This window comes from Bartonella grahamii ATCC 700132 (genome assembly GCF_000518085.1).
In the GTDB taxonomy this organism is placed as follows: Bacteria; Pseudomonadota; Alphaproteobacteria; order Rhizobiales; family Rhizobiaceae; genus Bartonella; species Bartonella grahamii.
Genome location: NZ_JACX01000016.1, coordinates 19,741 through 41,132 on the forward strand (window position 1 = coordinate 19,741; position 21,392 = coordinate 41,132).

The 21,392-nt window shown below is 40.7% G+C and carries 20 protein-coding genes, 1 tRNA gene and 2 pseudogenes; 6 read left to right on the forward strand and 17 right to left on the reverse strand.

All coding sequences use genetic code 11. The features are described 5' to 3' along the window. Positions 1–5 precede the first annotated feature (5 nt). The gene (locus U736_RS0106440) at positions 6–827 is read left to right on the forward strand and encodes a TIGR00282 family metallophosphoesterase (protein WP_026500501.1); all 822 of its coding nucleotides are present in this window, start codon (positions 6–8) and stop codon (positions 825–827) included. A gap of 358 nt (positions 828–1,185) precedes the next feature. Here the strand turns inward: U736_RS0106440 and U736_RS11040 are convergent, their stop codons facing one another. The 7 genes and pseudogenes from U736_RS11040 to U736_RS12560 form a co-directional block, all read right to left on the reverse strand. Further along, positions 1,186–1,722, reverse strand: a complete 537-nt coding sequence (locus U736_RS11040; protein ID WP_245256881.1) for a helix-turn-helix domain-containing protein — start codon at positions 1,720–1,722, stop codon at positions 1,186–1,188. 95 nt (positions 1,723–1,817) lie between these two features. After that, positions 1,818–2,357: a helix-turn-helix domain-containing protein gene (locus U736_RS0106450; protein WP_245256882.1), complete on the reverse strand. Its 540-nt coding sequence runs from the start codon at positions 2,355–2,357 to the stop codon at positions 1,818–1,820. A 95-nt stretch (positions 2,358–2,452) separates the two neighbouring features. Continuing rightward, entirely contained in the window at positions 2,453–2,845 is a 393-nt protein-coding gene (locus U736_RS11045; protein ID WP_015856866.1) for a helix-turn-helix domain-containing protein, read from the reverse strand. 822 nt (positions 2,846–3,667) lie between these two features. Then, positions 3,668–5,578 (reverse strand): Ti-type conjugative transfer system protein TraG, encoded by a 1,911-nt coding sequence (gene traG / locus U736_RS0106465; RefSeq protein WP_026500503.1) that lies wholly within the window; start codon positions 5,576–5,578, stop codon positions 3,668–3,670. Between the two features lie 533 nt (positions 5,579–6,111). Continuing rightward, a pseudogene (locus U736_RS11055) lies at positions 6,112–6,515 on the reverse strand (helix-turn-helix domain-containing protein). 389 nt (positions 6,516–6,904) lie between these two features. Further along, positions 6,905–8,200 carry a UDP-N-acetylglucosamine 1-carboxyvinyltransferase gene (murA, locus tag U736_RS0106480; RefSeq protein WP_015856868.1) on the reverse strand — a complete coding sequence of 432 codons (1,296 nt, stop codon included), beginning with the start codon at positions 8,198–8,200 and terminating at the stop codon, positions 6,905–6,907. Between the two features lie 161 nt (positions 8,201–8,361). After that, positions 8,362–8,514, reverse strand: coding sequence for a hypothetical protein (locus tag U736_RS12560; RefSeq protein WP_015856869.1), 153 nt, complete (start codon positions 8,512–8,514; stop codon positions 8,362–8,364). A gap of 177 nt (positions 8,515–8,691) precedes the next feature. On the opposite strand from U736_RS12560, the gene U736_RS0106490 reads away from it, so the two are divergent. Then, a tRNA-Thr gene (locus U736_RS0106490) sits at positions 8,692–8,766 on the forward strand. 161 nt (positions 8,767–8,927) lie between these two features. Here U736_RS0106490 and U736_RS11060 read toward each other — a convergent pair. The 6 genes from U736_RS11060 to U736_RS0106540 all read right to left on the reverse strand — a co-directional run bounded on the left by U736_RS11060 (position 8,928) and on the right by U736_RS0106540 (position 12,374). After that, on the reverse strand, positions 8,928–9,137 hold the full coding sequence (locus U736_RS11060; protein ID WP_034451856.1) for a hypothetical protein: 210 nt from the start codon (positions 9,135–9,137) through the stop codon (positions 8,928–8,930). A gap of 558 nt (positions 9,138–9,695) precedes the next feature. After that, the gene (locus tag U736_RS0106515; protein WP_015856870.1) at positions 9,696–10,439 is read right to left on the reverse strand and encodes a lambda exonuclease family protein; all 744 of its coding nucleotides are present in this window, start codon (positions 10,437–10,439) and stop codon (positions 9,696–9,698) included. A 508-nt stretch (positions 10,440–10,947) separates the two neighbouring features. Next, a complete protein-coding gene (locus tag U736_RS12235; protein ID WP_155914987.1) occupies positions 10,948–11,106 on the reverse strand; it encodes a hypothetical protein in 159 nt (52 codons plus the stop codon). A 57-nt stretch (positions 11,107–11,163) separates the two neighbouring features. Beyond that, complete coding sequence (locus tag U736_RS0106530; protein WP_015856871.1) at positions 11,164–11,352, reverse strand: hypothetical protein; 189 nt, start codon at positions 11,350–11,352, stop codon at positions 11,164–11,166. Positions 11,353–11,354: 2 nt separating this feature from the next. Next, on the reverse strand, positions 11,355–11,744 hold the full coding sequence (locus U736_RS0106535; RefSeq protein WP_015856872.1) for a hypothetical protein: 390 nt from the start codon (positions 11,742–11,744) through the stop codon (positions 11,355–11,357). Positions 11,745–12,056: 312 nt separating this feature from the next. After that, positions 12,057–12,374, reverse strand: a complete 318-nt coding sequence (locus U736_RS0106540) for a helix-turn-helix domain-containing protein (protein WP_015857134.1) — start codon at positions 12,372–12,374, stop codon at positions 12,057–12,059. Between the two features lie 416 nt (positions 12,375–12,790). Between U736_RS0106540 and U736_RS0106550 the strand changes: the two genes are divergently transcribed. The 3 genes and pseudogenes from U736_RS0106550 (at position 12,791) to U736_RS0106565 (ending at position 16,528) form a co-directional block, all read left to right on the forward strand. Then, on the forward strand, positions 12,791–13,861 hold the full coding sequence (locus tag U736_RS0106550; RefSeq protein ID WP_015856873.1) for a YdaU family protein: 1,071 nt from the start codon (positions 12,791–12,793) through the stop codon (positions 13,859–13,861). A 417-nt stretch (positions 13,862–14,278) separates the two neighbouring features. After that, a pseudogene (locus U736_RS13180) lies at positions 14,279–14,407 on the forward strand (YdaU family protein); the annotation flags it as partial. A gap of 159 nt (positions 14,408–14,566) precedes the next feature. Then, on the forward strand, positions 14,567–16,528 hold the full coding sequence (locus U736_RS0106565) for a bifunctional DNA primase/helicase (RefSeq protein WP_026500505.1): 1,962 nt from the start codon (positions 14,567–14,569) through the stop codon (positions 16,526–16,528). Here the strand turns inward: U736_RS0106565 and U736_RS12240 are convergent. The 4 genes from U736_RS12240 to U736_RS0106585 form a co-directional block, all read right to left on the reverse strand. Continuing rightward, complete coding sequence (locus tag U736_RS12240; protein WP_155914989.1) at positions 16,505–16,888, reverse strand: hypothetical protein; 384 nt, start codon at positions 16,886–16,888, stop codon at positions 16,505–16,507. The two genes, U736_RS0106565 and U736_RS12240, sit on opposite strands and share 24 nt — an antisense overlap. 240 nt (positions 16,889–17,128) lie before the next feature. Next, a complete protein-coding gene (locus U736_RS12400) occupies positions 17,129–17,812 on the reverse strand; it encodes a hypothetical protein (protein WP_015856876.1) in 684 nt (227 codons plus the stop codon). Between the two features lie 24 nt (positions 17,813–17,836). Then, complete coding sequence (locus tag U736_RS0106580) at positions 17,837–18,064, reverse strand: hypothetical protein (RefSeq protein WP_147269644.1); 228 nt, start codon at positions 18,062–18,064, stop codon at positions 17,837–17,839. A gap of 82 nt (positions 18,065–18,146) precedes the next feature. Continuing rightward, the gene (locus U736_RS0106585) at positions 18,147–18,653 is read right to left on the reverse strand and encodes a hypothetical protein (RefSeq protein WP_244596092.1); all 507 of its coding nucleotides are present in this window, start codon (positions 18,651–18,653) and stop codon (positions 18,147–18,149) included. Between the two features lie 85 nt (positions 18,654–18,738). Between U736_RS0106585 and U736_RS0106590 the strand changes: the two genes are divergently transcribed. Continuing rightward, a complete protein-coding gene (locus U736_RS0106590) occupies positions 18,739–19,308 on the forward strand; it encodes a hypothetical protein (protein ID WP_026500509.1) in 570 nt (189 codons plus the stop codon). Positions 19,309–21,392: the final 2,084 nt, after the last annotated feature.

Here is a 21,392-nt window from a genome sequence, read left to right on the forward strand (position 1 = left end):
CGCCTATGCGCTTTTTATTTTTAGGTGACATTGTTGGTAACACAGGCTGTAAAGCTGTTTTTGAATACCTTCCTCAACTGATTGAGAAATGGCAGCTTGATTTTGTTGTGGTAAATGGTGAGAATGCCTCTGGTGGTTTTGGTCTCACACAAGAAACATATCAAGATCTTTTGATAGCCGGTGTTGATGTTGTCACCACGGGCAATCATGCTTTTTCTCACAAAGAAGCATTGCAATATGCCCATGAGAGTGATCGTTTTTTACGCCCTGCCAATTTTTCGAAAGAAACTCCCGGAAGAGGTGTTGGTATTTTTACGGCAAAAAATGGCGCCCGTGTTCTTGTCGCCAATCTATTAGGCAACGTTTTTATGCCGTGCAAAGTAGAAGATCCATTTGAAACAGCGGAAAATATTCTGCTTGCCTGTTCATTGATGGAGCAAGCCGATACGGTTATTTTTGACTTTCACGCAGAAACGACAAGCGAGAAGCAATGTTTTGGCCATTTTCTTGATGGTCGTGTGAGTGTTATCGTTGGCACACATACGCATATTCCCACGGCTGATGCGCAGATCTTAGAAGGTGGGAGCGCCTATTTAACGGATGCAGGCATGTGTGGAGATTATAATTCATCTCTTGGAATGGATAAAGAAGAACCCTTACACCGTTTTCTTTATAAGACGAAGCAAGATCGTTTTGAACCGGCGTGTGGTCCCGCCACCCTTTGTGGTTTAGCAGTTGAGATTTCAGATCGCACAGGTTTAGCAGAAAAGGTCTCGGCGGTACGGATTGGTCCTCATTTAAAGCCTGAAGTTCCAGATTTTTGGTAGCTTCTTTTAATCCACCCCCTTTGATGATTGCTCTCCACTGTGCGCCCTTTGGATGATCGCTTTCCAATATTTCCTTTTGAGAACTCTTTTGGCAAGACGATTTTTCAAGCCCTTCCCAAATCCCTAAAAACACCGCACCCCTCAATTTGCCTAACACAGCAACTTTTCTAACACAAATAAGTCACCCTTTAAAAAAGGATAAAGGATAAAATTTTTCATGATTTTTAAAATGACGAGAAGGTGGTTTCATTGGGACATTTCTGCGGGGGGGGGAGAGAAATGCTAACCCCCTTCTCTAAAAAAGGGTTTATATAATAATTTACTATTTAGCAAGAGCATCTTTAATTTTTTTTTAATTCTAACGAAAATTTAATCTTAAAATTGCTTTCTGCTTTTTAGGTTTGAGCTCTCTAAAACTTTTCAAAAGGATTTGCTCTTCTTTACTCGAGATCCTTTCATCACAGGTTGAGGCGTTTTCTTTTGTTGAGAGATCCGTATAGAAAAAGGAACTAGGAACCTCCAGTATATCAGCAATTTCTTGTAAACGCCCCGCTCCTATACGATTAGAGCCTTTTTCATATTTTTGGATTTGTTGAAAAGTTACACCTAACTGGCTGCCTAATTGCTTTTGCGACATTCCGATCATTGTTCTTTTAAAGCGAATTTTTCTGCCTATCGAAATATCGTTAAAGTGTGGATTTTTAGCTTTCACTTCAAGCTCCCCTGCCGGTTGCGAGCGCCCTCGCATTGGTATTCCGGGAGTTGAAAGAGCTGAAACTTGACTCAGCCTTTTGCTTTTAGTGCTAAAGAGCACCTGGACATAACAAAAGCTCCCGGAAATCCGGGATATCCATAAAGCTGGATAAATACGTGTCTCAAGTTTCGGGTCTTTCATTCCCTGTCGATCGCTGCGTAGACGACCAAAACATTCTCTTACCAATAAAGCAATTTCAGGAAATTAGCAATAAAATTTAAAATAGTGTTTTTATCTCATGAGACAATCAAACACAAAATTGCTTTCTGCTTTTTAGGTTTGAGCTCTCTAAAACTTTTCAAAAGGATGTGCTCTTCTTTGCTCGAGATCCTTTCATCACAAGGATCCAAGGCGTTTTCTTTTGTTGAGAGATCAGCGTAAAAAAAGGAACTAGGAACCTCCAGTATATCAGCAATTTCTTGTAAACGCCCTGCCCCTATACGATTAGAGCCTTTTTCATATTTTTGGATTTGTTGAAAAGTTACACCTAACTGGCTGCCTAATTGCTTTTGCGACATTCCGATCATTGTTCTTTTAAAGCGAATTTTTCTGCCTATCGAAATATCGTTAAAGTGTGGATTTTTAGCTTTCACTTCAAGCTCCCCTGCCGGTTGCGAGCGCCCTCGCATTGGTATTCCGGGAGTTGAAAGAGCTGAAACTTGACTCAGCCTTTTGCTTTTAGTGCTAAAGAGCACCTGGACATAACAAAAGCTCCCGGAAATCCGGGATATCCATAAAGCTGGATAAATACGTGTCTCAAGTTTCGGGTCTTTCATTCCCTGTCGATCGCTGCGTAGACGACCAAAACATTCTCTTACCAATAAAGCAATTTCAGGAAATTAGCAATAAAATTTAAAATAGTGTTTTTATCTCATGAGACAATCAAACACAAAATTGCTTTCTGCTTTTTAGGTTTGAGCTCTCTAAAACTTTTCAAAAGGATGTGCTCTTCTTTGCTCGAGATCCTTTCATCACAAGGATCCAAGGCGTTTTCTTTTGTTGAGAGATCAGCGTAAAAAAAGGAACTAGGAACCTCCAGTATATCAGCAATTTCTTGTAAACGCCCTGCCCCTATACGATTAGAGCCTTTTTCATATTTTTGGATTTGTTGAAAAGTCACACCTAACTGGCTGCCTAATTGCTTTTGCGACATTCCGATCATTGTTCTTTTAAAGCGAATTTTTCTGCCTATCGAAATGTCGTTAAAGTGTGGATTTTTAGCTTTCACTTCCAGCTCCCCTGCCGGTTGCGAGCGCCCTCGCATTGGTATTCCGGGAGTCTGAAAGTACTGAGTTCAGTCAGCTTTTTTTGCTTTTAGTGCTCATCGCACCTGGACATAGCAAAAACTCCCGGAATTCCGGGATACCCACAAAAGTAGGCTAATCTTATGTACTGAACTTTAGGGCTTTCAGACCCTACTGATCGTTGCGTAGACGACCAAAGTTACCCTTTAAAGTATAAAGTAATTTCAGGAAATTGGCAATAAAATTTAAAAATAGTATTTGTTTTATGAACCCCACCTCTCATTTTTGATTAAATTATGTGTGAACGAAGTGAGCGCTATTTACTTAAAAATTATAAGATCATAATCAAGAGATGCTAGACGTATTAGCTGGTAGTAAAAGCCTTTCATAGACATCATGAGCAAACAAGCAAAGAAATATCATGATGATACCACCAATAACCATTGCTGTTTGGTGTTCATAGGGTGCTGCTCCTGCCGTGTATCCAAAAAAAAAAGAAAAAATAGGAATAAAGCTATTCCACCAGCAAAGAAGTTTAAGAAGGCAAAAACTGGTTTACGAATGAATAATAAAATAAGGAAGATTGCGTAAAGCAACTTTTTAAATATCGCAGCCAATATTCTACGTATTATCTTGAACACCCCACGCATTATAATTGATAAGATACTCTTTTTATGTCTTGATTTTTTTGGTATTTGTCTTCTTAGTAGAAAGATTGCTCATGACTCCCCCATTTTCAAGCCACTGTACTATAAAAATGTACTATAAAAATAATTTATCTCTAATTATATCATCGAAAAATACAACAATATTTTATTCATTTGAACTAAAAAACAGGTGCTTTATTGAGAAGAAAAGCTATTTTCATTAACAAGAGCCCTTAAATCCTTACGTCTAAAATAGATAGAGCGTCCACAACGGATAGGTGGTTGCCCTTGTATAAGAATAATCTGTTCGTCTTTTCGCATTTCTTGTGTTATTTCATGTGGATATATTAAAGGTCTATGCTGGGTGCTTATATTTTCTGACCCTCTTGTATGGAATCCTCCTAGAGGTTTGCTTGAATCTTTCACTTCAATGGTCATTTGACCACATGCCTTAGATATATTTTCAGCAGTTTTAATATCTTTTATTGCAGCATAGCTTACAAAAGCACAATTTTCAAACCATGTCATAACGCCTGACGAACCGAAATAGCGTTCTATTTGATCTACAGACTTGTAAAAAAGCATGAGAGATATACCATATTTGTGTCCATGATCACGTGCTTCTTCTAAAATGTTCATATATCCTAAAAGATCAGCATTATCTAAAATAAAGAGCGCTCTTTTTGCATAATTACCATTAGCGGCTTCCATAGCTTTGAGAAAAGAGCCAACAAGGATACGCCCAACAGCTGGATAAGATTTTAAAATTTTTGAGGGGATATTTAGAAAAATATCAATATTTCCCTTTGTTATATCGGTAGTTTTAAAATCATGACCACTAATAAGATCTGCATAGTTAGAGAGTGAAAGCCATTGTATATCTTTTGCAGCAGTAGCATAGACACCTGAGAAAGTTTGTTCAACCATGTTTGTAAAAACGCCAAGGGTTTCACGAATAAATTGCGATGAAGAATTTGATCGTATAGATTGCAATTTTCCAATCACAGAGGGTTCTGGCATTGACATGATCGTGTGAAGGGTTTTTAAGTTTTTTTCCTTTACTGTGTATTCATCAGAAAAGACAATATGCGCAAGAAGCCCTGTTAACAAATTATGTGCGTGTGATGTAGAAAATTGATCTGTTGAAGTTAATTTGTCGTTTTCAGAAAGAAGGAGTCTAGCAACTTCAACCAAACCCGCTTCTCTTTCATAAAGGGAGAGATTTTCATCTAATAGCCAATCTAAAGGGTTAAAAGTTTTTGTTGAAGAACCATGAGGGTCAAGAACGTATACTTCTCTTTTTGACAGCTCCCTTGTTTTTTTTACCATTGGAGCGATTTCAGTTGAAGGATCAAAAACGACCAGTGGACCGGAATATTTGAGACAAGTTGGAATAACATTACTGGTTGTTTTATAACCACCAGAACCAGCAAAAAATAACATATGGATTGAATCAAAATCCAGTTTATATGTCAACAATGGCTGGCGACCACCTTTTCCCCATGTTGTTTTGTCTTTAGGATCAAATTTGACATCTTTAACAATATCTTCGTCAACTCTATAGCGCTCTCCTATGACGACTTCGCCATCACTTGGAAAAATCTTTTCAAGGCGTTTCATACTCATCCATTGAACACCACCAAAGATTGTATTTTTTGAATTTTTCAAAGGCGATACTTTTGCCAAAGAAAGATTCATAGTGTAACCAAGGATAATAACGCCAATAACAACACCCCATAAAACCATCCTATCAAAGAAAGGAAGAACATCCGCCCATGTCATATTATCTTGACCTATATAGGGACTAAGTCTGATATATTCATTTGCACTATAATAAGTTGCAAACAAACCAAAGATGATCATGGACGAAATAGTGATATTTTTTCTGGTATGCCTTTTTTGTAATAAGATGAATGAAGAACATGAAAGTGCAATAAGGATTAAAATATCCAGTGGCTTTGATCTTACAAACCAATAAGCATCAGGCGTCGTGCCATTTTCTGTAATGTTATTGATGGTTATATTGACCAAAAAAGCTACAATGATTGAAAAGATGAGTGGTAATGCTAAAAATATAATCTGTTTTTTGTCTAATTTATTGACCATTTTCCCCCCGACATATCAGAAAAGTCTTCTCTTCCTATTTTTTCGCAATCTTTGTATTTTTTGAATTTTTATCAAGTTTTGAAACGTAAAGCAAGCCTCTTCAGATAAAAGACTTATCTGCCTCTCTAAGACGGGCTTTTATAAAAAGCTCCCCTAAACTAATTTTTTCAAGAATTTTTCCAAAGTTTCTTTGATGCTTCACGCGCTATTTAAATTTCTTACTTAACTCTTTTACTAAACTGTATACGCTTCTTAACAGAAAAAACCCAATAACAATACGCATTAGGGTTCACTGAAAAAAGCGCGGTTTATCATATTTTGCCGTAAAACATTGTTGTTTAGAGCAGTGATATAAGGCATGTAAAACTTTACACATTAAGTGTTTTTAGAGTGTGTAATAAATGGGCATGGCTTGCCCCGTAGAGCCTTTTTAAAGTGAACCACATGAGTTGGTTAGGAGTAGGTCAAACCCCCCCGTCGACAGAAAGCCAAACTGTTTACAAAACAGCCCTTAAGTCAGGAATATGCATCCTTTAGAGCGTAGAGCGGGAGGAAATCAAACACAAAATTGCTTTCTGCTTTTTAGGTTTGAGCTCTCTAAAACTTTTCAAAAGGATGTGCTCTTCTTTGCTCGAGATCCTTTCATCATAAGGATACAAGACGTTTTCTTTTGTTGAGAGATCAGCGTAAAAAAAGGAAATGGGAACATTGAGAATATCAGCAATTTCTTGTAAACGCCCCGCTCCTATACGATTAGAGCCTTTTTCATATTTTTGGATTTGTTGAAAAGTCCACCTAACTGGCTGCCTAATTGCTTTTGCGACATTCCGAGCATTGTTCTTTTAAAGCAAATTTTTCTACCTATCGAAATGTCGTTAAAGTGTGGATTTTTAGCTTTCACTTCAAGCTCCCCTGCCGGTTGCGAGCGCCCTCGCATTGGTATTCCGGGAGTCAAAAACACTGAGTTCAGTCAGCTTTTTTGCTTTTAGTGCTGATAAGCACCTGGACATGGCAAAAACTCCCGGAATCCCGGGAAACCCACAAAAGTAAGCTAATCTTATGTACTGAACTTTAGGGGTTTTGAATCCCTCTTGGCCGTTGCGTAGACGACCAAAATTACAGTGTTATTTATAAGGTAATTTCAGGAAATTGGCAATAAAATTTAAAACAGTGTTTATTTTATGAACCCCACCCGCCTCTCAAACACTTATGCCCGCTCGTAAAAACCATGAGATAAGCCCCGCGTTTATTGAGAGGATTAACAAACCTTGTTGTCTGAGATTAAGCCCCCCGAAGAGAGAGATTAAAGAATACCCTCAAAGGAAATTAAACTGTGATGCGTTGAATTTTTGCGCCACAACGGACTAATTTTTCCTCCAATCTCTCAAATCCGCGATCAAGATGATAGACACGATTGACGATTGTTTCTCCCTTTGCTGCCAATGCTGCAATTACAAGAGAAACAGAAGCGCGCAAATCCGTCGCCATGACAGGAGCCCCTTGCAAATTCTCTGTTCCATAGACGGTTGCTGTCTGCCCATCAAGCTTTATCGAGGCCCCTAAACGATTGAGTTCTTGAACATGCATAAAACGATTTTCGAAAATCGTCTCTGTAATATGCGCGATTCCTTCAGCCCGTGTCATGAGCGCCATGAATTGCGCTTGGAGATCGGTTGGAAAAGCAGGATAAGGTCCTGTTTTAATATCAACGGGCATAATTTTTGTGTTCTTTGGATTTCGCTTAACGTGAATTCCTTGAGGTTCTATTTGAATCTCGAGTCCTGTTTTTTGGAGCACCTTAAGCACTTTTGTAAGATGATTAGGATTTGCATTTTTAAGAAAGACATCGCCTCCTGTCATAGCAACAGCCATTGCATATGTCCCCGCTTCGATTCGATCAGCAATAACGCGTATTTTTGTCCCTTTAAGTTTTTTAACCCCTTCAATTGTAAGCGTTGTTGTTCCTTCACCAGTTATTTGAGCCCCCATAGCATTCAGAGTTCGAATAAGGTTTGCCACTTCTGGTTCACAAGCCGCATTCTCAAGAAAGGTTGTTCCCTTTGCCAGTGTCGCCGCCATAAGCATTACATGGGTTCCACCAACAGTGACCTTAGGGAAACAATAGTGAGCACCTTTTAACCCCCTTGGTGCTTTTGCATGAACATATCCATTTTCAATCGTAATCTGTGCGCCTAAAGTTTTGAGTCCCTCAAGGATAAAATCGACAGGTCTTGTTCCAATAGCACATCCTCCAGGAAGCGACACATAAGCCTCTAAGCATCGTGCAAGGAGAGGTCCGATAACCCAAAAGCTTGCGCGCATTTTTTTCACCAGTTCGTACGGCGCACGTGTTGTCGCTATTTTTTGCGCAGTAAAATGAATTGTTCTTGAATTCACACACTCATCGTTAAACTCTTGTCCATCAACGGCATATCCAACACCATGATTATTGAGAATACGAATAAGCAATTCGACATCGGCCAGATGAGGAATATTTTCTAAAGTAAGCGTTTCTTCTGTCAAAAGCGCCGCAATCATAAGAGGCAATGCAGCGTTTTTTGCCCCTGAGATAGGAATTGTTCCTTTAAGTTTTTCTCCCCCAACAATTTGAATAGAATCCATAGTGTTTTCCCTCTTTTCCTTTGTGCCTGCCCTTCCAAAGGTTTTTCCCCCTTCGGGAAGTTATGCTTTATTAATCGTTTTAGAACGCATTCTAAATATGAGAACAAATTATTGAGAAGTTTAGTTGCAAAGCTTCACTAAAAAACATTTTTTTTTGCATTTTAGAGCTCTGTTTGCGCTCTTTGTCGGCTTTGCTCTTTTCGACGTTTCAGGTTTTGACGCAATTGTTGCGCCAATCTTTCTTGACGCCGTTTTGCTTTTTCATCTTGATGATTCATTTCATTTTGTTTTTGTTTTTGATGCATTTGTGTCATTGCGCAACCTTTTAAACAGTGTTGAGCTTCTATCCAAGCAACTCATAACCTTAAATATTTAAGCATATAAGAAACATATGTCATGACATAAGATACGTTTTCTTGCAAGAATATACAAATGTTCTCTTGCCTATTTTCTGACAATATGGCACAAGACAGCGCAAAGATTGAAAAGGGGCTGCGGTAGCTCAGTGGTAGAGCACTCCCTTGGTAAGGGAGAGGTCGAGAGTTCAATCCTCTCTCGCAGCACCATTTTATTCTTCTTTTGTTTATTCTTCTCCTACCCCTCTCCTCTTTTCTACAAGCATCAATCACCTCCATCAACGAAAGTATCATGCGCAGCATTCTCTCCCCAGTGAGAAAGGCTCTTGCCTTATTTATGAGTGCCTCCCTAACACTCAACATCAAAGCAGCTAAAACCCACGGACCAATACGTCTCCTGTCTCACTTCCCCAACACGCCTCCCACAGTTCCTCATGCATAGGCTCTTCATACCTCTCTTTCCCTATACCGACTAAAACAGATAGCCCCCAAAAAACAAAAGCATAACGCGCATCATGGTCACCGCAATAAAAAAGCATTTGCCCTTCATGAGTAAAATAATGCCCCCCCCTAACACTCAATATAAAAGCTCCCAGAACACACGTGTCCCAATACGTCTAAACAAACTTTAACGCTCCCACTTCGCCTTCAAACATCTCCTTCCATTTCCCAACAAGTTTTCACATTCACTCCAAATCCCCTGCGCCTCCTGTGCCCCCTACTTGCACTTTCCTCAAATCCCCCCCCCAATGAAACCCAGCCGACAGCTTTTCCCCTCGAAAAGCGCCCGCAATTTCTCATCCCCCGTAATTTCTCATTCATAGGCTCTTTTCTTCCCCCCTGTCTCATATCAGCTAAAAAATTTCCCCCCAAGCCCCCCCCCCCCCCCAAGAAGGAAAACATAACGCGCATCATTGTCACCACAATAAAAAAAGCTCCCAGAACACACGTGTCCCAATACGTCTAAACAAACTTTAACGGTCTTAATTCCCCCTTCAAACATCTTCTTCCATTTTCCAACATGCTTTCATATTCACTCCAAATCCCCTGCGCCTCCTGTGCCCCCTACTTGCACTTTCCTCAAACATTCCACTTGTTTTTCCCCCTTTACTCTTTCCTTTTTATAGGTTGGCACCTGTTCAACGCTGTACAGATCCCTTTCTTGCCCGCCTCATTCTTGTTTTGCCCACCAGCAGACGCTTTGCATTCGCTCCCCGCTCTCTGTTTTTCCTTTCCTTCAAAGCAATTTCTGTCCTTACACTAAAACCTGTCTCAACACTCTTAATTTGCTGTACCATCTTCTCCAAAGCCTCATTAAAACGGCTAATTTCATTTTCAAGCTTGCAAATATACGCTTCATCACGATAAGCACGTTTAATCAAAGGGGGCATATCAGGCCAATAGAGCATTAAATCCACCCATTCGCGTTGAGAAATCCATAACCCTCCTTGACATTGTGCTTTATGTTCTGCTGGAAAAGTCTTTTGCATGAAATGAGGGATCAAAATTTCAGGTTTTTTTGTTTTAATTTCTAATAAGCCATTTTCTCCCACAAAAGCATCGGGAGAAAATCCTTGTCCGCGATCATCTGCCAAAACAAAGCCAATACATTCAGGTTCTGTATGCGTAAGTTTTGCATAGAGTTGTCGTGCGATTGGTTCTAACTCTGTTCCGCGTCGCTGAGAAACCGTTGTTCCTTCCTCAACGGTTTTTCCTGTAATTCTTTCTCCCGCCAATTTCATCATCACACTATGATATCGTGAAGTTTTTTGCCCCTGTTTTTTTTGTGCCATAACCATCTCAAACAAGGAAGCCGTAATCAAACCATTACGCACTTTCTGCCATTCTTCCGTTCCCTGAATACAATCGATAATGATTGGCATAGTATTTCTCCCCTTCATCTTTAAAGTGTTTTTTTGCAATATATCCTCTTTAAAACATTCACATTATTTAAGCCTGTGCCCATCACACGAACTAAAGGCGACAGCATCCTTCAATGCATCCCTCAAGTATTGTGCCACTGAAAACACAAAAACTGCCCCCTCAACATCCCCCCGCCAGTTTCTCAATCCCCCCAATGAAAAACTCAGCCGACAGCTTTTCTCCTCGCGAAGCGCCCGCAATTTCTCATCCCCCGCAATTTCTCATCCATAGGCTCTTTTCTTCATGCCCCCCCCTGTCTCATATCGGCTTCTCATATCGGCTAAAAAATTTCCCCCAAGTTTCCCCCCAAGAAGGAAAACATAACGCGCATTATGGTCACCGCAATAAAAAAGCACTTGCCCCTTTCATGAGTAAAATAATGCCCCCCCTTAATACTCAACACAAAAGCTCTCAGAACACACGTGTCCCAATACGTCTAAACAAACTTTAACGGTCTTAATTCCCCCTTCAAACATCTCCTTCCATTTTCCAACATGCTTTACGTATCACTCCAAGCCACTGATAGTTACCTCTCTCCCCAATTTCCTCAATCCCCCCAAGCTCCCCCCCCCAAGCTCCCCCAAGAAGGAAAACATAACGCGCATCATGGTCACCGCAATAAAACATGGTCACCGCAATAAAAAAGCATTTTGCCCATCATTGCGGCTCCCTTTTTCAATCTAGCTATTGCACGACGGAAAAATCATGGCGGCAATATTCTTCCTCCAATTTTTTTGCCATAAACTGAGCCACCTCTTGCGATATGAAAAGAATAGCGTTGTGTTTTTGTGGTTCGAGTCTGATTAAATTTCGCGTATTTCCAGCATAATAAAGTGGAACCCCTTGATAAGAAGTCTTGAGATAACTTGGCATGTTTACCACCAATAATCTGTCAAGACATCACATGGGCGTAAACGATGCTGTTTTTCATAAGAGCCATAGAGATTATCTTCATAATCGCAAGCGGCTCTTTCATTTAAACAAACATGATAAGCTTCACTATTCAAAACGAATGGCTGCAATGGCGTATTTTCTTCATTCATTTCATGATTTTCGACATAAAAATCAGCGATTTGTTCCGTAACATCTTCAGCATGAGAAGTTGTCAGATCGAGTCGTAAAACTCTATAAACAGTTTCACATTCTTCAATCAGTTCGAGCACTTCTTCGATTTCGTCGATTGGTCCTTCATAAGTATTAGGATTTTCCTCTTCGCATAAAACGATAATGATTTCATCCTCTTTAACGAATGGAATATTTTTCATGATTTCCCCCTTTAGATAGTTGATAAAGCATAGCCTTGTCTTGACAAGACTAAATATAGCGTTAGTCTTATATCCTCTATAGGAGAGATGTCAACCATTTTATCCTTCATAAAAGATATATTTTAAATCTCTGCGGGGTTCAAATGACATATGTAAATAAAAATCTATTATTCTTTGTTCCTCTCATGTCCCTTTGTTGTTCTCTATTTGTTCTTACTCGATTGCAATTATAAACACACTGGAGAGATAAAATGAGTGATATAATATTAATAAAATACTGGAGTCGCCTTGATTCAAAAGCACAGAAGGAACTTATTTTGGAGCTTCGTCAACGGGTCGCCGCAAAAGAGTCAAAATCGCCTGTCTCTCTTGCGGAGAGAGTTTTGAAATAAGCTCTATAAATTCTTTATCCTCAGGGCTAGCCCCTTTACCGTAAAGAATATAATTCATACTGATATTAATTTCGTGACAAATTCGCGAAAGAGATTCGATTGTTGGTTCTTTTCCTTCAGAAAGAATAGAATGAAGGTACCCCGCACCTTTACCGGCAGAGAGGGAGATAGATCTTTTTGACCGCCCACTTTTTTCCAAAGCGATCCTTAATCTTTGACGCCAACCATCGATATTCATAATTCCACCATATAGCGCGTCTTTTACAAAAAACACGTCCTTTTTATAAAACGGGCTTGCATTATCCTCTAAAAAGGATAAAATTAAGGAAACAAATTTTACTTTTTAGGGGGGAAAATTTTTTATTTTTGGATCATAAAAACACTTTAATCACCCCAAAGGATATAAAAGGCCACCTCCAAAAGTTGCTGCTCCAAAGCAGATATATTGAAAATGTGTGGTACTCTTTATTTTTTCCATCACCGCAATCTTAAATCGTAAGTTTGCATGCGCTTCAAGCATACCCAATCATTTATAAACGTCGTAAAAAAGCCTCTCGTCATCATCAAACAGAGCCAAACAAAACACAAGCTGAATCCCTATTTGCGCTTTTATCGTCAATAAGAATGTATAAAAAAAAGAAAGTAGACTGCAGTATGAAACACGCTAATCAACAAGAAACTCCTCATTATGAATCGTCCAGGCTTCCGTATGTTTGTTGGTATCAAAATGACTTTCTAGGAGGTGTTCGTGGAATGCGCGCACACGAGATTGGAATCTATACGATTCTTCTCAATGAAATGTATGCACGCGGTCGTCCTCTAGAAATATCGGAAGAACGTTTAGCGCGTCTTTGTGGTTGTGACAAGCGAACTTTTGTTAATGTTTTAGAAATGCTCATCCAAGAGGGTAAGATTTTAAATTTAGCCAATGGATTATGGAACAAGCGTTGCGAAAATGTTTTTCAAGAACGTGAAAAATTGCTTGAACAAAAATCCTTTGCGGGTCGTTCTTCAGCAAAAAAGCGTAAAAAAATCAATGCTGAGATTCAACAACTGCTTAACGAGAGTACAAAAGATGCTGCACAAAGCTTAGAAGCTCAAAAGACAGAAGAAAAGAAAACACCTTACGGTGTTTTTGAAAAGAAAATTTTGTTTGATGAGACAGAACCTTGTTTTTCCTGCGAAGAGAACTTTGAACAAAGTGATCACCCATCACCCTCATCGGCTCTTGATTCTGCTCTCCCTTCCCCTCCACAAGAAGAAGCGGAGCAAAAAAACGCCCCCTCTTTAAACGCTCCCCAAGCCGATTTTGCCCCGGCCCCTATTGCGCAAATTGTCATGGGGGAAAAAACAAAATCCGCCACCAATCTCCCACCCAGCAATCTTCCTGTATCCATCCCGCCTTCTTCCAACGAAAAAACCACTGCCTCAGTTGCCAAAGGGCACCGTCTTCCTGAACATTGGCAAGCAGACATCAAAGCGGCAGTTTCAGAAGGTTTGAGTGAAAGCCAAGCCCATTGGCAAGCAAAGAAGTTTCGCGACTATTGGCAAGCCAAGAGCGGAAAAGAAGCTCTCAAAGTAGACTGGCAAGCCACATGGCGCAACTGGTTTCGCCGTGAGATCGAACGGCTAGAACAGCAAAAACAGGGAAGCTCCTCATCTTTCATTTCTGAGAACAACGACATGCTTTACCGCAGTTTGATCAACTATAGCGACAATTTTTGACATCACACGAACAACGTATTTTTCAAGCACGCGCGGGGACAAAAAATGTTTCAAAACCATAAAAATAACAACAAAAACAGCAATGAAATAAGCTATTCATACAGCAAAACAAGTCAACATCACCCCTACTCCTCTCATCACAAAAGTGCTCGCCCTACACGCCTCATCTCTTGCACGCAAAGGAACACAAACGCTCTCCAGCCTCTGTGTATCCATCCCGCCTTCTTCCAACAAAAAACCCACTGCCTCAGTTGCCAAAGGGTACCGTCTTCCATGCCCTTAGCAAATAGTTATCAACGCAGCAGTTTCAGAAACTTTCAGCAAAGATCATACCCTTCAAACAACGCTCTCCAGCCTTTCAGCATCCACCTCCTCTTTCTCGAGCAACACCCTTCTTCCAATTACCGCCCTTGCCAAAAAGGGTACCGTCTTCCTGAGCATTAGCAAGCAGACATCAAGGCAGCAGTTTCAAAAGGTTTGAGTGAAAGCCAAGCCCATTGGCAAGCAAAGAGCGACAAAGAAGCTCTCAAAGTAAACTGGCAAAGCCCCATAAAGCCCCCCCAATGCTCCATAAGCCCTACATAGCCCCAAAACAAGCCCCCCAAATAGCACTTACGGAATTTTACTATCAGATCGAACGGCTAGAACAGCAAGAATAGAGCCCTCCACATCTTGAGAAAAACAGCAATAATATCACGAATGACCATGAGCACAATTTTTGAAATCAAACAAAAACTTATCTCACAAGCAGATAGAATAGCAGAAATGCTTCTTCCCAAAGGGCACAAACGAGGCAACAATTGGATTGTAGGCAACACACGTGGTGAAGCGGGTCAAAGTTTATCAATTTGCTTGAGTGGGAGTAAAGCAGGACTCTGGTATGACTTTGCAGAAGGCACTGGAGGAGATCTTTTAGACCTTTGGTGTGAAGTCAAAGGCATTAGCCTCTCTCAAGCATTAGAAGAAGCACGCGCGACTCTCAATCTGACACGCCCCAAACCCTTTATGGTCCCTCATCGTTCCTATCGCCGTCCACCGGTTCCTAAAGGGCAGCCCCCGCAGAATCTGGTAAAAAACTATCTCCACAAAGAACGCCACATTCCTCTAGAGGTTATAAAGCGTTACCGCATAGGAGAAAATGGTGACAAAATCATTTTCCCCTTTTATAAACCCAATGGCACGCTTGCTCTAGTCAAAGAACGGCTCGCGCAAGCGGGAGCAAAAACCAAACCAACCGCTTCCCAATGTGAACCGATTTTGTTTGGTTGGCAAGCCCTTTGCTCTCCCCAAAACACCCCCTCAACCAACCCCGCCTCCACACACGCATCCCAAAATACACCCTCAACCAACCCCGCCTCTACACAGGCATCCCAAAATACACCCTCAACCAACCCCGCCTCTACACACGCATCCCAGCATGTGCCCTTAATGGAGTGCGCGCCATTTCCCACACTTTCTTCAACAAACCGTACAATTGTTATCACTGAAGGAGAAATTGATGCGCTATCCTTAGCTGCCTATGGATATCCGGCGGTTTCTGTTCCCTTTGGAGGAGGAAGTGGAGGCAAACACAACTGGATTGAAAATGAATTTGATCATTTAGAATCTTTTGAAACGATTTTTTTAGCCACCGATATGGACCAGCCCGGAGAAGAAGCAGCCCGTGAAATTGCCAGCAGGCTTGGGCGTCACCGTTGCTACCGTGTACGTTTACCCCACAAAGATGCCAATGACTGTTTAACCGCAGGAATTGATAGAGCCACCATAAAAGCCGCCTTTTCCTCAGCACAAAGCTTTGCACCAGAAGGTTTACGGCGCGCCTCAGACTATAAAGATCAAGTAATAGGGCTTTTTTGGCCAGAGCCTGAAAAACATCTTGGTTATACGGTTCCCTATCCTAAACTGAAAGACAAATTGCATTTCCGCCCAGCAGAATTAACGCTTTGGAGTGGTGCCAGTGGTGCAGGTAAAAGCCAATTGTTATCAGACTGTATTCCCCATTGGATTGCGCAAAAAAGTCGCCTTTGCTTAGCGTCTCTAGAAATGAAAGGAGAACAATCTTTACGGCGTTTAACCAAACAAACAGGCGGCTTAGAAAAGCCTACAAAAGAGACGATTGAACGGATTCTTCATTTTTTAGACGATGGGCTTATTCTTTATGAACATGTTGGCAAATCAAGCGTTGACACCTTGCTTGATGTCTTTGACTATTGTCGTGCGCGCTATGGCTGCGATCAATTTATCATCGACAGTCTCATGCGGCTTGGCATTGCCTCTGATGATTATGCAAAACAAGAACAAGCGGTTTATAAAATGGTTGATTGGGCTGTTTTAAACAGTGTGCATATTCACCTTGTAGCCCATGCCCGCAAAGGCGGTCTGGATAAAGATATCCCCAGCACAGAAGACATTAAAGGCGCCTCAGAGATTGGTGCCAATGCCTTTAATATCATCACCATTTGGCGCAATCGATCCTTAGAAGACAAAATCTTTGCCGCCTCTCTCGCACAAGAAAAAGCAGATTTAGCCAAACGCCCTGGCGTCATTATGAATATTGCCAAACAACGTTCTGGTGATTTTGAAGGCAAAATAGGGCTCTGGTTTGATCCTCAAACCTACCGCTATCGCTGTTCTTTTGAACAATCATTCCCTCGACGTTATCTGTAATGCTCCATAAACCCCACTCTCTTTAAAAACGCCTCCGCCTTCACACGCGCACGCCTTGCTCCCACATAAACAACAGGAAGGATAAATCCACAAATGATAAAAAACACCCAATCCTTCGAGAACCAAAGCCAGCCCAACCCTAGATTCTCTGCTCCCAAAAGCAAACAAAAAAAGATCGCTCCAACAACGGCGCAAAACACCAGCCCCTTCAATAGCCACAAACAACGCGTCAGCACCCCATCTTGCCGCCCCCTCATATGCAAAATCAAGAACCACTCCAACACTACAGCAAACACGATCCCTATCAAGGACAGGAGTCCCCACGGTATATCCATACTCTCCATTCCCTAAAAGAGCCAAAAAAAGACGACTCCTAAAATGCAGTAAAACAGTACTTCCTTCAAAAAGAGGGAAATACCAAAAATACAATAAAACGCCACCCGCCACCAAGGAATATCGAAGCGCTTAGAAAGCCTATAAGTACCAATAACGACAACAATAAAAAGGTAGGAAAACACCAACAACAAAAAAAACAAATCGTTCGACATCACATACCAGCAAGCACATCAAAGGTCACACCCATGGAGAAAAAAACACCACCTACCTCAAGAACCAAGCCCCTAGAACACGCGCACGCCTTACACCCTGATAAATCAAAGGAAAAAGAAATCCAAAAATAAAGAGAAACACCCTCTCATTCGAGAACCAAAGCCAGCTCAACCCTAGATTCTCTGCTCCCACACGAGTAAAAAAAAGGATTAGTGCCAAAATGCAGCAAAACAGCACAAAATTCAAAGAACGCAACAACCTCTGTAACACCGTATCACTTTGCTCGCGTATAAAGAACCCCAAGAGCACTTTCAACAATACAGTCAAGAGCAATCCCTTTAAGAATACCGCCCTTATGCTATCCATATCCCTGACACCCACAGCAGCAAACCACAGGATAAAGCCCATCATGCAACAAAACATAACCGCCTTTACGAACACTTGCCCCGCCACAGGCATGCTCTTGACGCCCAGATGCACCAAACCAAGGACAGTTGCAAAAATGCAAGAAAACACCGCCCCCTTCAAGAGCAGCTCCCCGTCAACAGCGCGCCTGCCCACGCCCACATAAACAAAACCCAAATAGGTGGCAACAATGCCATAAAGCACCACCCACCTCCAAAACATCCACCCTGTAACAGAGCGACGCTTTGCTCCCTCATAAATAAAAATCAAGGCAAGAGCAAAAATGCAGAAAAACCCAAAAAACAGCCAAAACATCACATCGTTCGACATCAAATACCCCTCTCAGAAAGAACATCAAAGACCACGCCCGTGGGGAAGAGAAATGCTCATTCTTTTTAAGCCCCCCAACAGTACACGCATACACCGTATCCCCTCCAGAGCAAAAAAAGGAACAAGTCCAATAGTGCCTGCAAACACTCCATTATTCGAGATCACAAACCAGCGAACCCCCATATGCTTAGCGCCATTATACGCCAATCCAACAACAGCTCCAACAACACAGGAAAAAACCACTAACTTCAAAAAAGACACCCCACGCGATATCCCCTTACCCCGCATCCTCATAAGCAAAGATCAGGGACCATGCCAAAAATGCAGCAAAAGATCAATCCTTTTCAAAGAATGAAAGCCTAAACCCAAGACGCTTCGCCCCACGATAAATAAGCCCAAGGACAAGACCAAAGACAACGCCAAAAAGCATGTGAAACACCCACCTGTTTGAGAACCACACCTCAGCCAAACCAAGATGCTCGGCTTTCTTATAAATAAAATCAGTGACAGCAGCCAAAATGAAGCTCAACACCACCATCTTGAAGAACAAACCCTTTTTTACACCACGCCGCTGCATTACTTCATAACCCAACATAAGAAAAATGCCGAGAGTGCCATAAAATACCACAGCCCGTAAAAATACTCCCCACGTCATCCCCAACGCCTTCATTTCCATATAAACAGACACAAAGACAACAACCACAATGCAGAAAAATACCAGTCTTTTCAAAGACAAAACACCCCTCTTTTCAAGAGCCAAGTCCATGGGGCTCCCCCACACAAGCCCAACAGTCCAAGTCACCCCCAAGAGCGCACAACCCCCACGCACACTCCAACACATGTCTTCCTCTCATCCCCCTGTTTTGCCTAGAGCAAGCAACATTTTTTAAAAACGAGAAGCAAACGATAATTTTTAAGGAGATGATATGACCCATCAAGAGAGAAAAAATACGCAAACCTGCCCGCTTGACCATCAAGATAAAGGAAGGCACATTGGTCATTTAAAGGCGCAAGAAATCCCTGTTGAAACGAGCAATCCTTATTTTCAACCCAATCATCCAGAAAACTCCAGCAATCCACGTACCATCAATGCCATTGCCAATGCACAAAGCCATCCCATTGCACTTTTATATGCGAAAGGACATCTCAGCAAAGCCCAATATAAAGCGGCAGAACGTTTTTATTTTTACTGGCGTCAAAGCCAAGCCGATCTCCACATGAGCCTTGACTATACCCGTGAAAAGGTTTCCTGTAGCCAAGGGTACACACACCCCATTGAACGTCAAATAGAAGCCTCCAATCATTTAAGAACAATCAAAGTACAACTGGGTATTCTTGGCTATTCACTGCTTGAACGCGTTATCGGCCATGGACAAGCAATCAAAGAATTAAGTTCTTCAAAACGCAAACAAAATTCCCTTGCCGATCATTTACGAGATTGTTTAGACTTGTTAGCATTTCATTGGGGATACGCAAACCATAAACATTCTGAATAATCCCCCTCCTCGCCATTCAAATCTGCCCCCCATGTTGCTGCGCCTTCTAAAGCCCCCCACACCGCTTAATCATCCAGCAGCTTCCCCCCCACCTCTTCCATCACCTCACCCCCACAACACCCCAAAGGACAATACTTCACCCCCACACATACTCAAAATACACTCCGCACCCTTAAAAACAAAAATCCTTCCCCCACACCAGTCCTGTAATCATGAGATGCTTTTACGTTTATTCGTTTTTTATTGAAGAATAAGTCTTGTTCAAGATGCTTGCATGCATCATAACAGCTTTAAATACAATTTAATTGTTTAATTAATGTCGAGTCTCAAAATAAATATTCATTAATTTTGAATGCAAAATGACACAATTTTCTTTTTTGTAAAAAGTATTTTTTATATTGATATCTTTTGAATTCTCTGCTAATCATGATGTAATAGTTTTGTAAGTATGAATTTGTGGATTGAATACGGTCTTTTAAATTCATTTTTTTAATATGTCCTACTAGTCGATGTTAAAATTCTCCTGCTTCTAGTCCTCTGATTACAACAGAGGACTTTTTTTATGACTATATTATCTTCAATCGCTCTCTTAAGAGCTTTGTTATATTCCTCCATAAGATATCCCCACAAAATAGATCATTTTTTTATCAAATTGACTTGCGTTCCATCCTCAAAAAACAAAGATTTAACCTAAGTCAGATCTACAAACAGCTTGTATACACGTCCTTCTTGGTTTTCCATTCACTCTTGGCTTCTATTCAGAATTTTCAGCTCAACTCAAGCCACGACAAAACAAGCTCTGCCCTAAAGATCCACCACGCCCTTAAAAAACACTTCAATATATCCAAGGCGGCTGGCTCTCATATCACCAAACCGCAAATGACAGTGTTTTACGACATAACAGAATGACTTATATTTAATGACTTTCTTTATTCTGTAGCCCACCAACAGGTTGATACATCACGACAACATATTGATTTATAATTATAATCACCCGTTCTTCATATTAAAATGAGAGACCCGAATATCATAGGGATTCTCTCATTTTAAATTTATTTCATATTGCAACAATCAACGCCGTGTCTTTTACACGTTACAACATGAGAGACATATGAAATAAAACACTTCAAAGATTAAAGAATCAAAATGCCTCTTATGAACACGCTCAAGAGCCAAAGCCTGTCATCACATTAGGCACTAGAATAGTATGATAGTGCTAGCTTTCCCCTTATGAGATTTTAAAGAAGGGCTTCTCCACTTCACAAGAGATTTCCCCATTATCCTATTCAGCAACATCCCCATTCACCAACATTATTGTGAGATAAGACAATATGATGTTTTTTAAACAAGGACGTAAATGTGCAACACAAGTATATTCTGTTTGGAACATTCTGTTTTACGTAAGGCGCGTAAAACCCCATTAAAAAACTGGCATCCCCATGAGAAAAAATCTAAAGCGTGAGGATAAAAACATGAAGCAAGCGTGATTCCATTCAGCTATTGCTCTTTAACCGTCAAACCGCATAAAACATAGATCTCGGAAAGACGGAGGGGAGTTTTATCTATAGCACTTCATATTCTTCTCAAATATGTTCATCTTCCTACCTTAAGAGATAAACTAAAAATATATACAACATCTCTCCTAACATCCCCATTTTCCAACATCCCTCAAGAATCAAACGTTATACAGCTCATTTTTTCATATTATAAAGCACTGTTATTTTAAGGCGGTGTTGAAACAGTTAAAATAATTGAAGTGTTTAGCCAACGCCATTAGCGAAGCAAAAAAACAAACTGTTGAAAAGCCGTGCAAATCTTGTGTAAACACAAAAAAAACAAGAAAAAGGCACAAAAATATCTTAATTTTTATGAAAATATCCAGTGTCTTTTACAATTGTATTGACGAACAACCCTGATCGCATAATCATCTTAAATATTGAGAATAAAGAATGAATAGCCCTAGCAAATACAACAACCTATCAATAAAAATATAAAAACAAATCTTTTGGTTATCTCTGTTTCTTGTGGAATATGCCTTTCCCTATGGATGCATTCTAGCCTCCAAAGAGTGCATTCAATCCATG

Excerpts from the sequence above, each read along its gene's own strand:
- U736_RS0106440 (WP_026500501.1), top strand. The coding sequence starts at position 6 with ATGCGCTTTTTATTTTTAGGTGACATTGTTGGTAACACAGGCTGTAAA.
- U736_RS11040 (WP_245256881.1), bottom strand. The coding sequence starts at position 1,722 with ATGAAAGACCCGAAACTTGAGACACGTATTTATCCAGCTTTATGGATA.
- U736_RS0106450 (WP_245256882.1), bottom strand. The coding sequence starts at position 2,357 with ATGAAAGACCCGAAACTTGAGACACGTATTTATCCAGCTTTATGGATA.
- U736_RS11045 (WP_015856866.1), bottom strand. The coding sequence starts at position 2,845 with ATGCGAGGGCGCTCGCAACCGGCAGGGGAGCTGGAAGTGAAAGCTAAA.
- traG (WP_026500503.1), bottom strand. The coding sequence starts at position 5,578 with ATGGTCAATAAATTAGACAAAAAACAGATTATATTTTTAGCATTACCA.
- murA (WP_015856868.1), bottom strand. The coding sequence starts at position 8,200 with ATGGATTCTATTCAAATTGTTGGGGGAGAAAAACTTAAAGGAACAATT.
- U736_RS12560 (WP_015856869.1), bottom strand. The coding sequence starts at position 8,514 with ATGACACAAATGCATCAAAAACAAAAACAAAATGAAATGAATCATCAA.
- U736_RS0106515 (WP_015856870.1), bottom strand. The coding sequence starts at position 10,439 with ATGCCAATCATTATCGATTGTATTCAGGGAACGGAAGAATGGCAGAAA.
- U736_RS12235 (WP_155914987.1), bottom strand. The coding sequence starts at position 11,106 with ATGTTTTATTGCGGTGACCATGATGCGCGTTATGTTTTCCTTCTTGGG.
- U736_RS0106530 (WP_015856871.1), bottom strand. The coding sequence starts at position 11,352 with ATGCCAAGTTATCTCAAGACTTCTTATCAAGGGGTTCCACTTTATTAT.
- U736_RS0106535 (WP_015856872.1), bottom strand. The coding sequence starts at position 11,744 with ATGAAAAATATTCCATTCGTTAAAGAGGATGAAATCATTATCGTTTTA.
- U736_RS0106540 (WP_015857134.1), bottom strand. The coding sequence starts at position 12,374 with ATGAATATCGATGGTTGGCGTCAAAGATTAAGGATCGCTTTGGAAAAA.
- U736_RS0106550 (WP_015856873.1), top strand. The coding sequence starts at position 12,791 with ATGAAACACGCTAATCAACAAGAAACTCCTCATTATGAATCGTCCAGG.
- U736_RS0106565 (WP_026500505.1), top strand. The coding sequence starts at position 14,567 with ATGAGCACAATTTTTGAAATCAAACAAAAACTTATCTCACAAGCAGAT.
- U736_RS12400 (WP_015856876.1), bottom strand. The coding sequence starts at position 17,812 with ATGTCGAACGATGTGATGTTTTGGCTGTTTTTTGGGTTTTTCTGCATT.
- U736_RS0106585 (WP_244596092.1), bottom strand. The coding sequence starts at position 18,653 with ATGTGTTGGAGTGTGCGTGGGGGTTGTGCGCTCTTGGGGGTGACTTGG.
- U736_RS0106590 (WP_026500509.1), top strand. The coding sequence starts at position 18,739 with ATGACCCATCAAGAGAGAAAAAATACGCAAACCTGCCCGCTTGACCAT.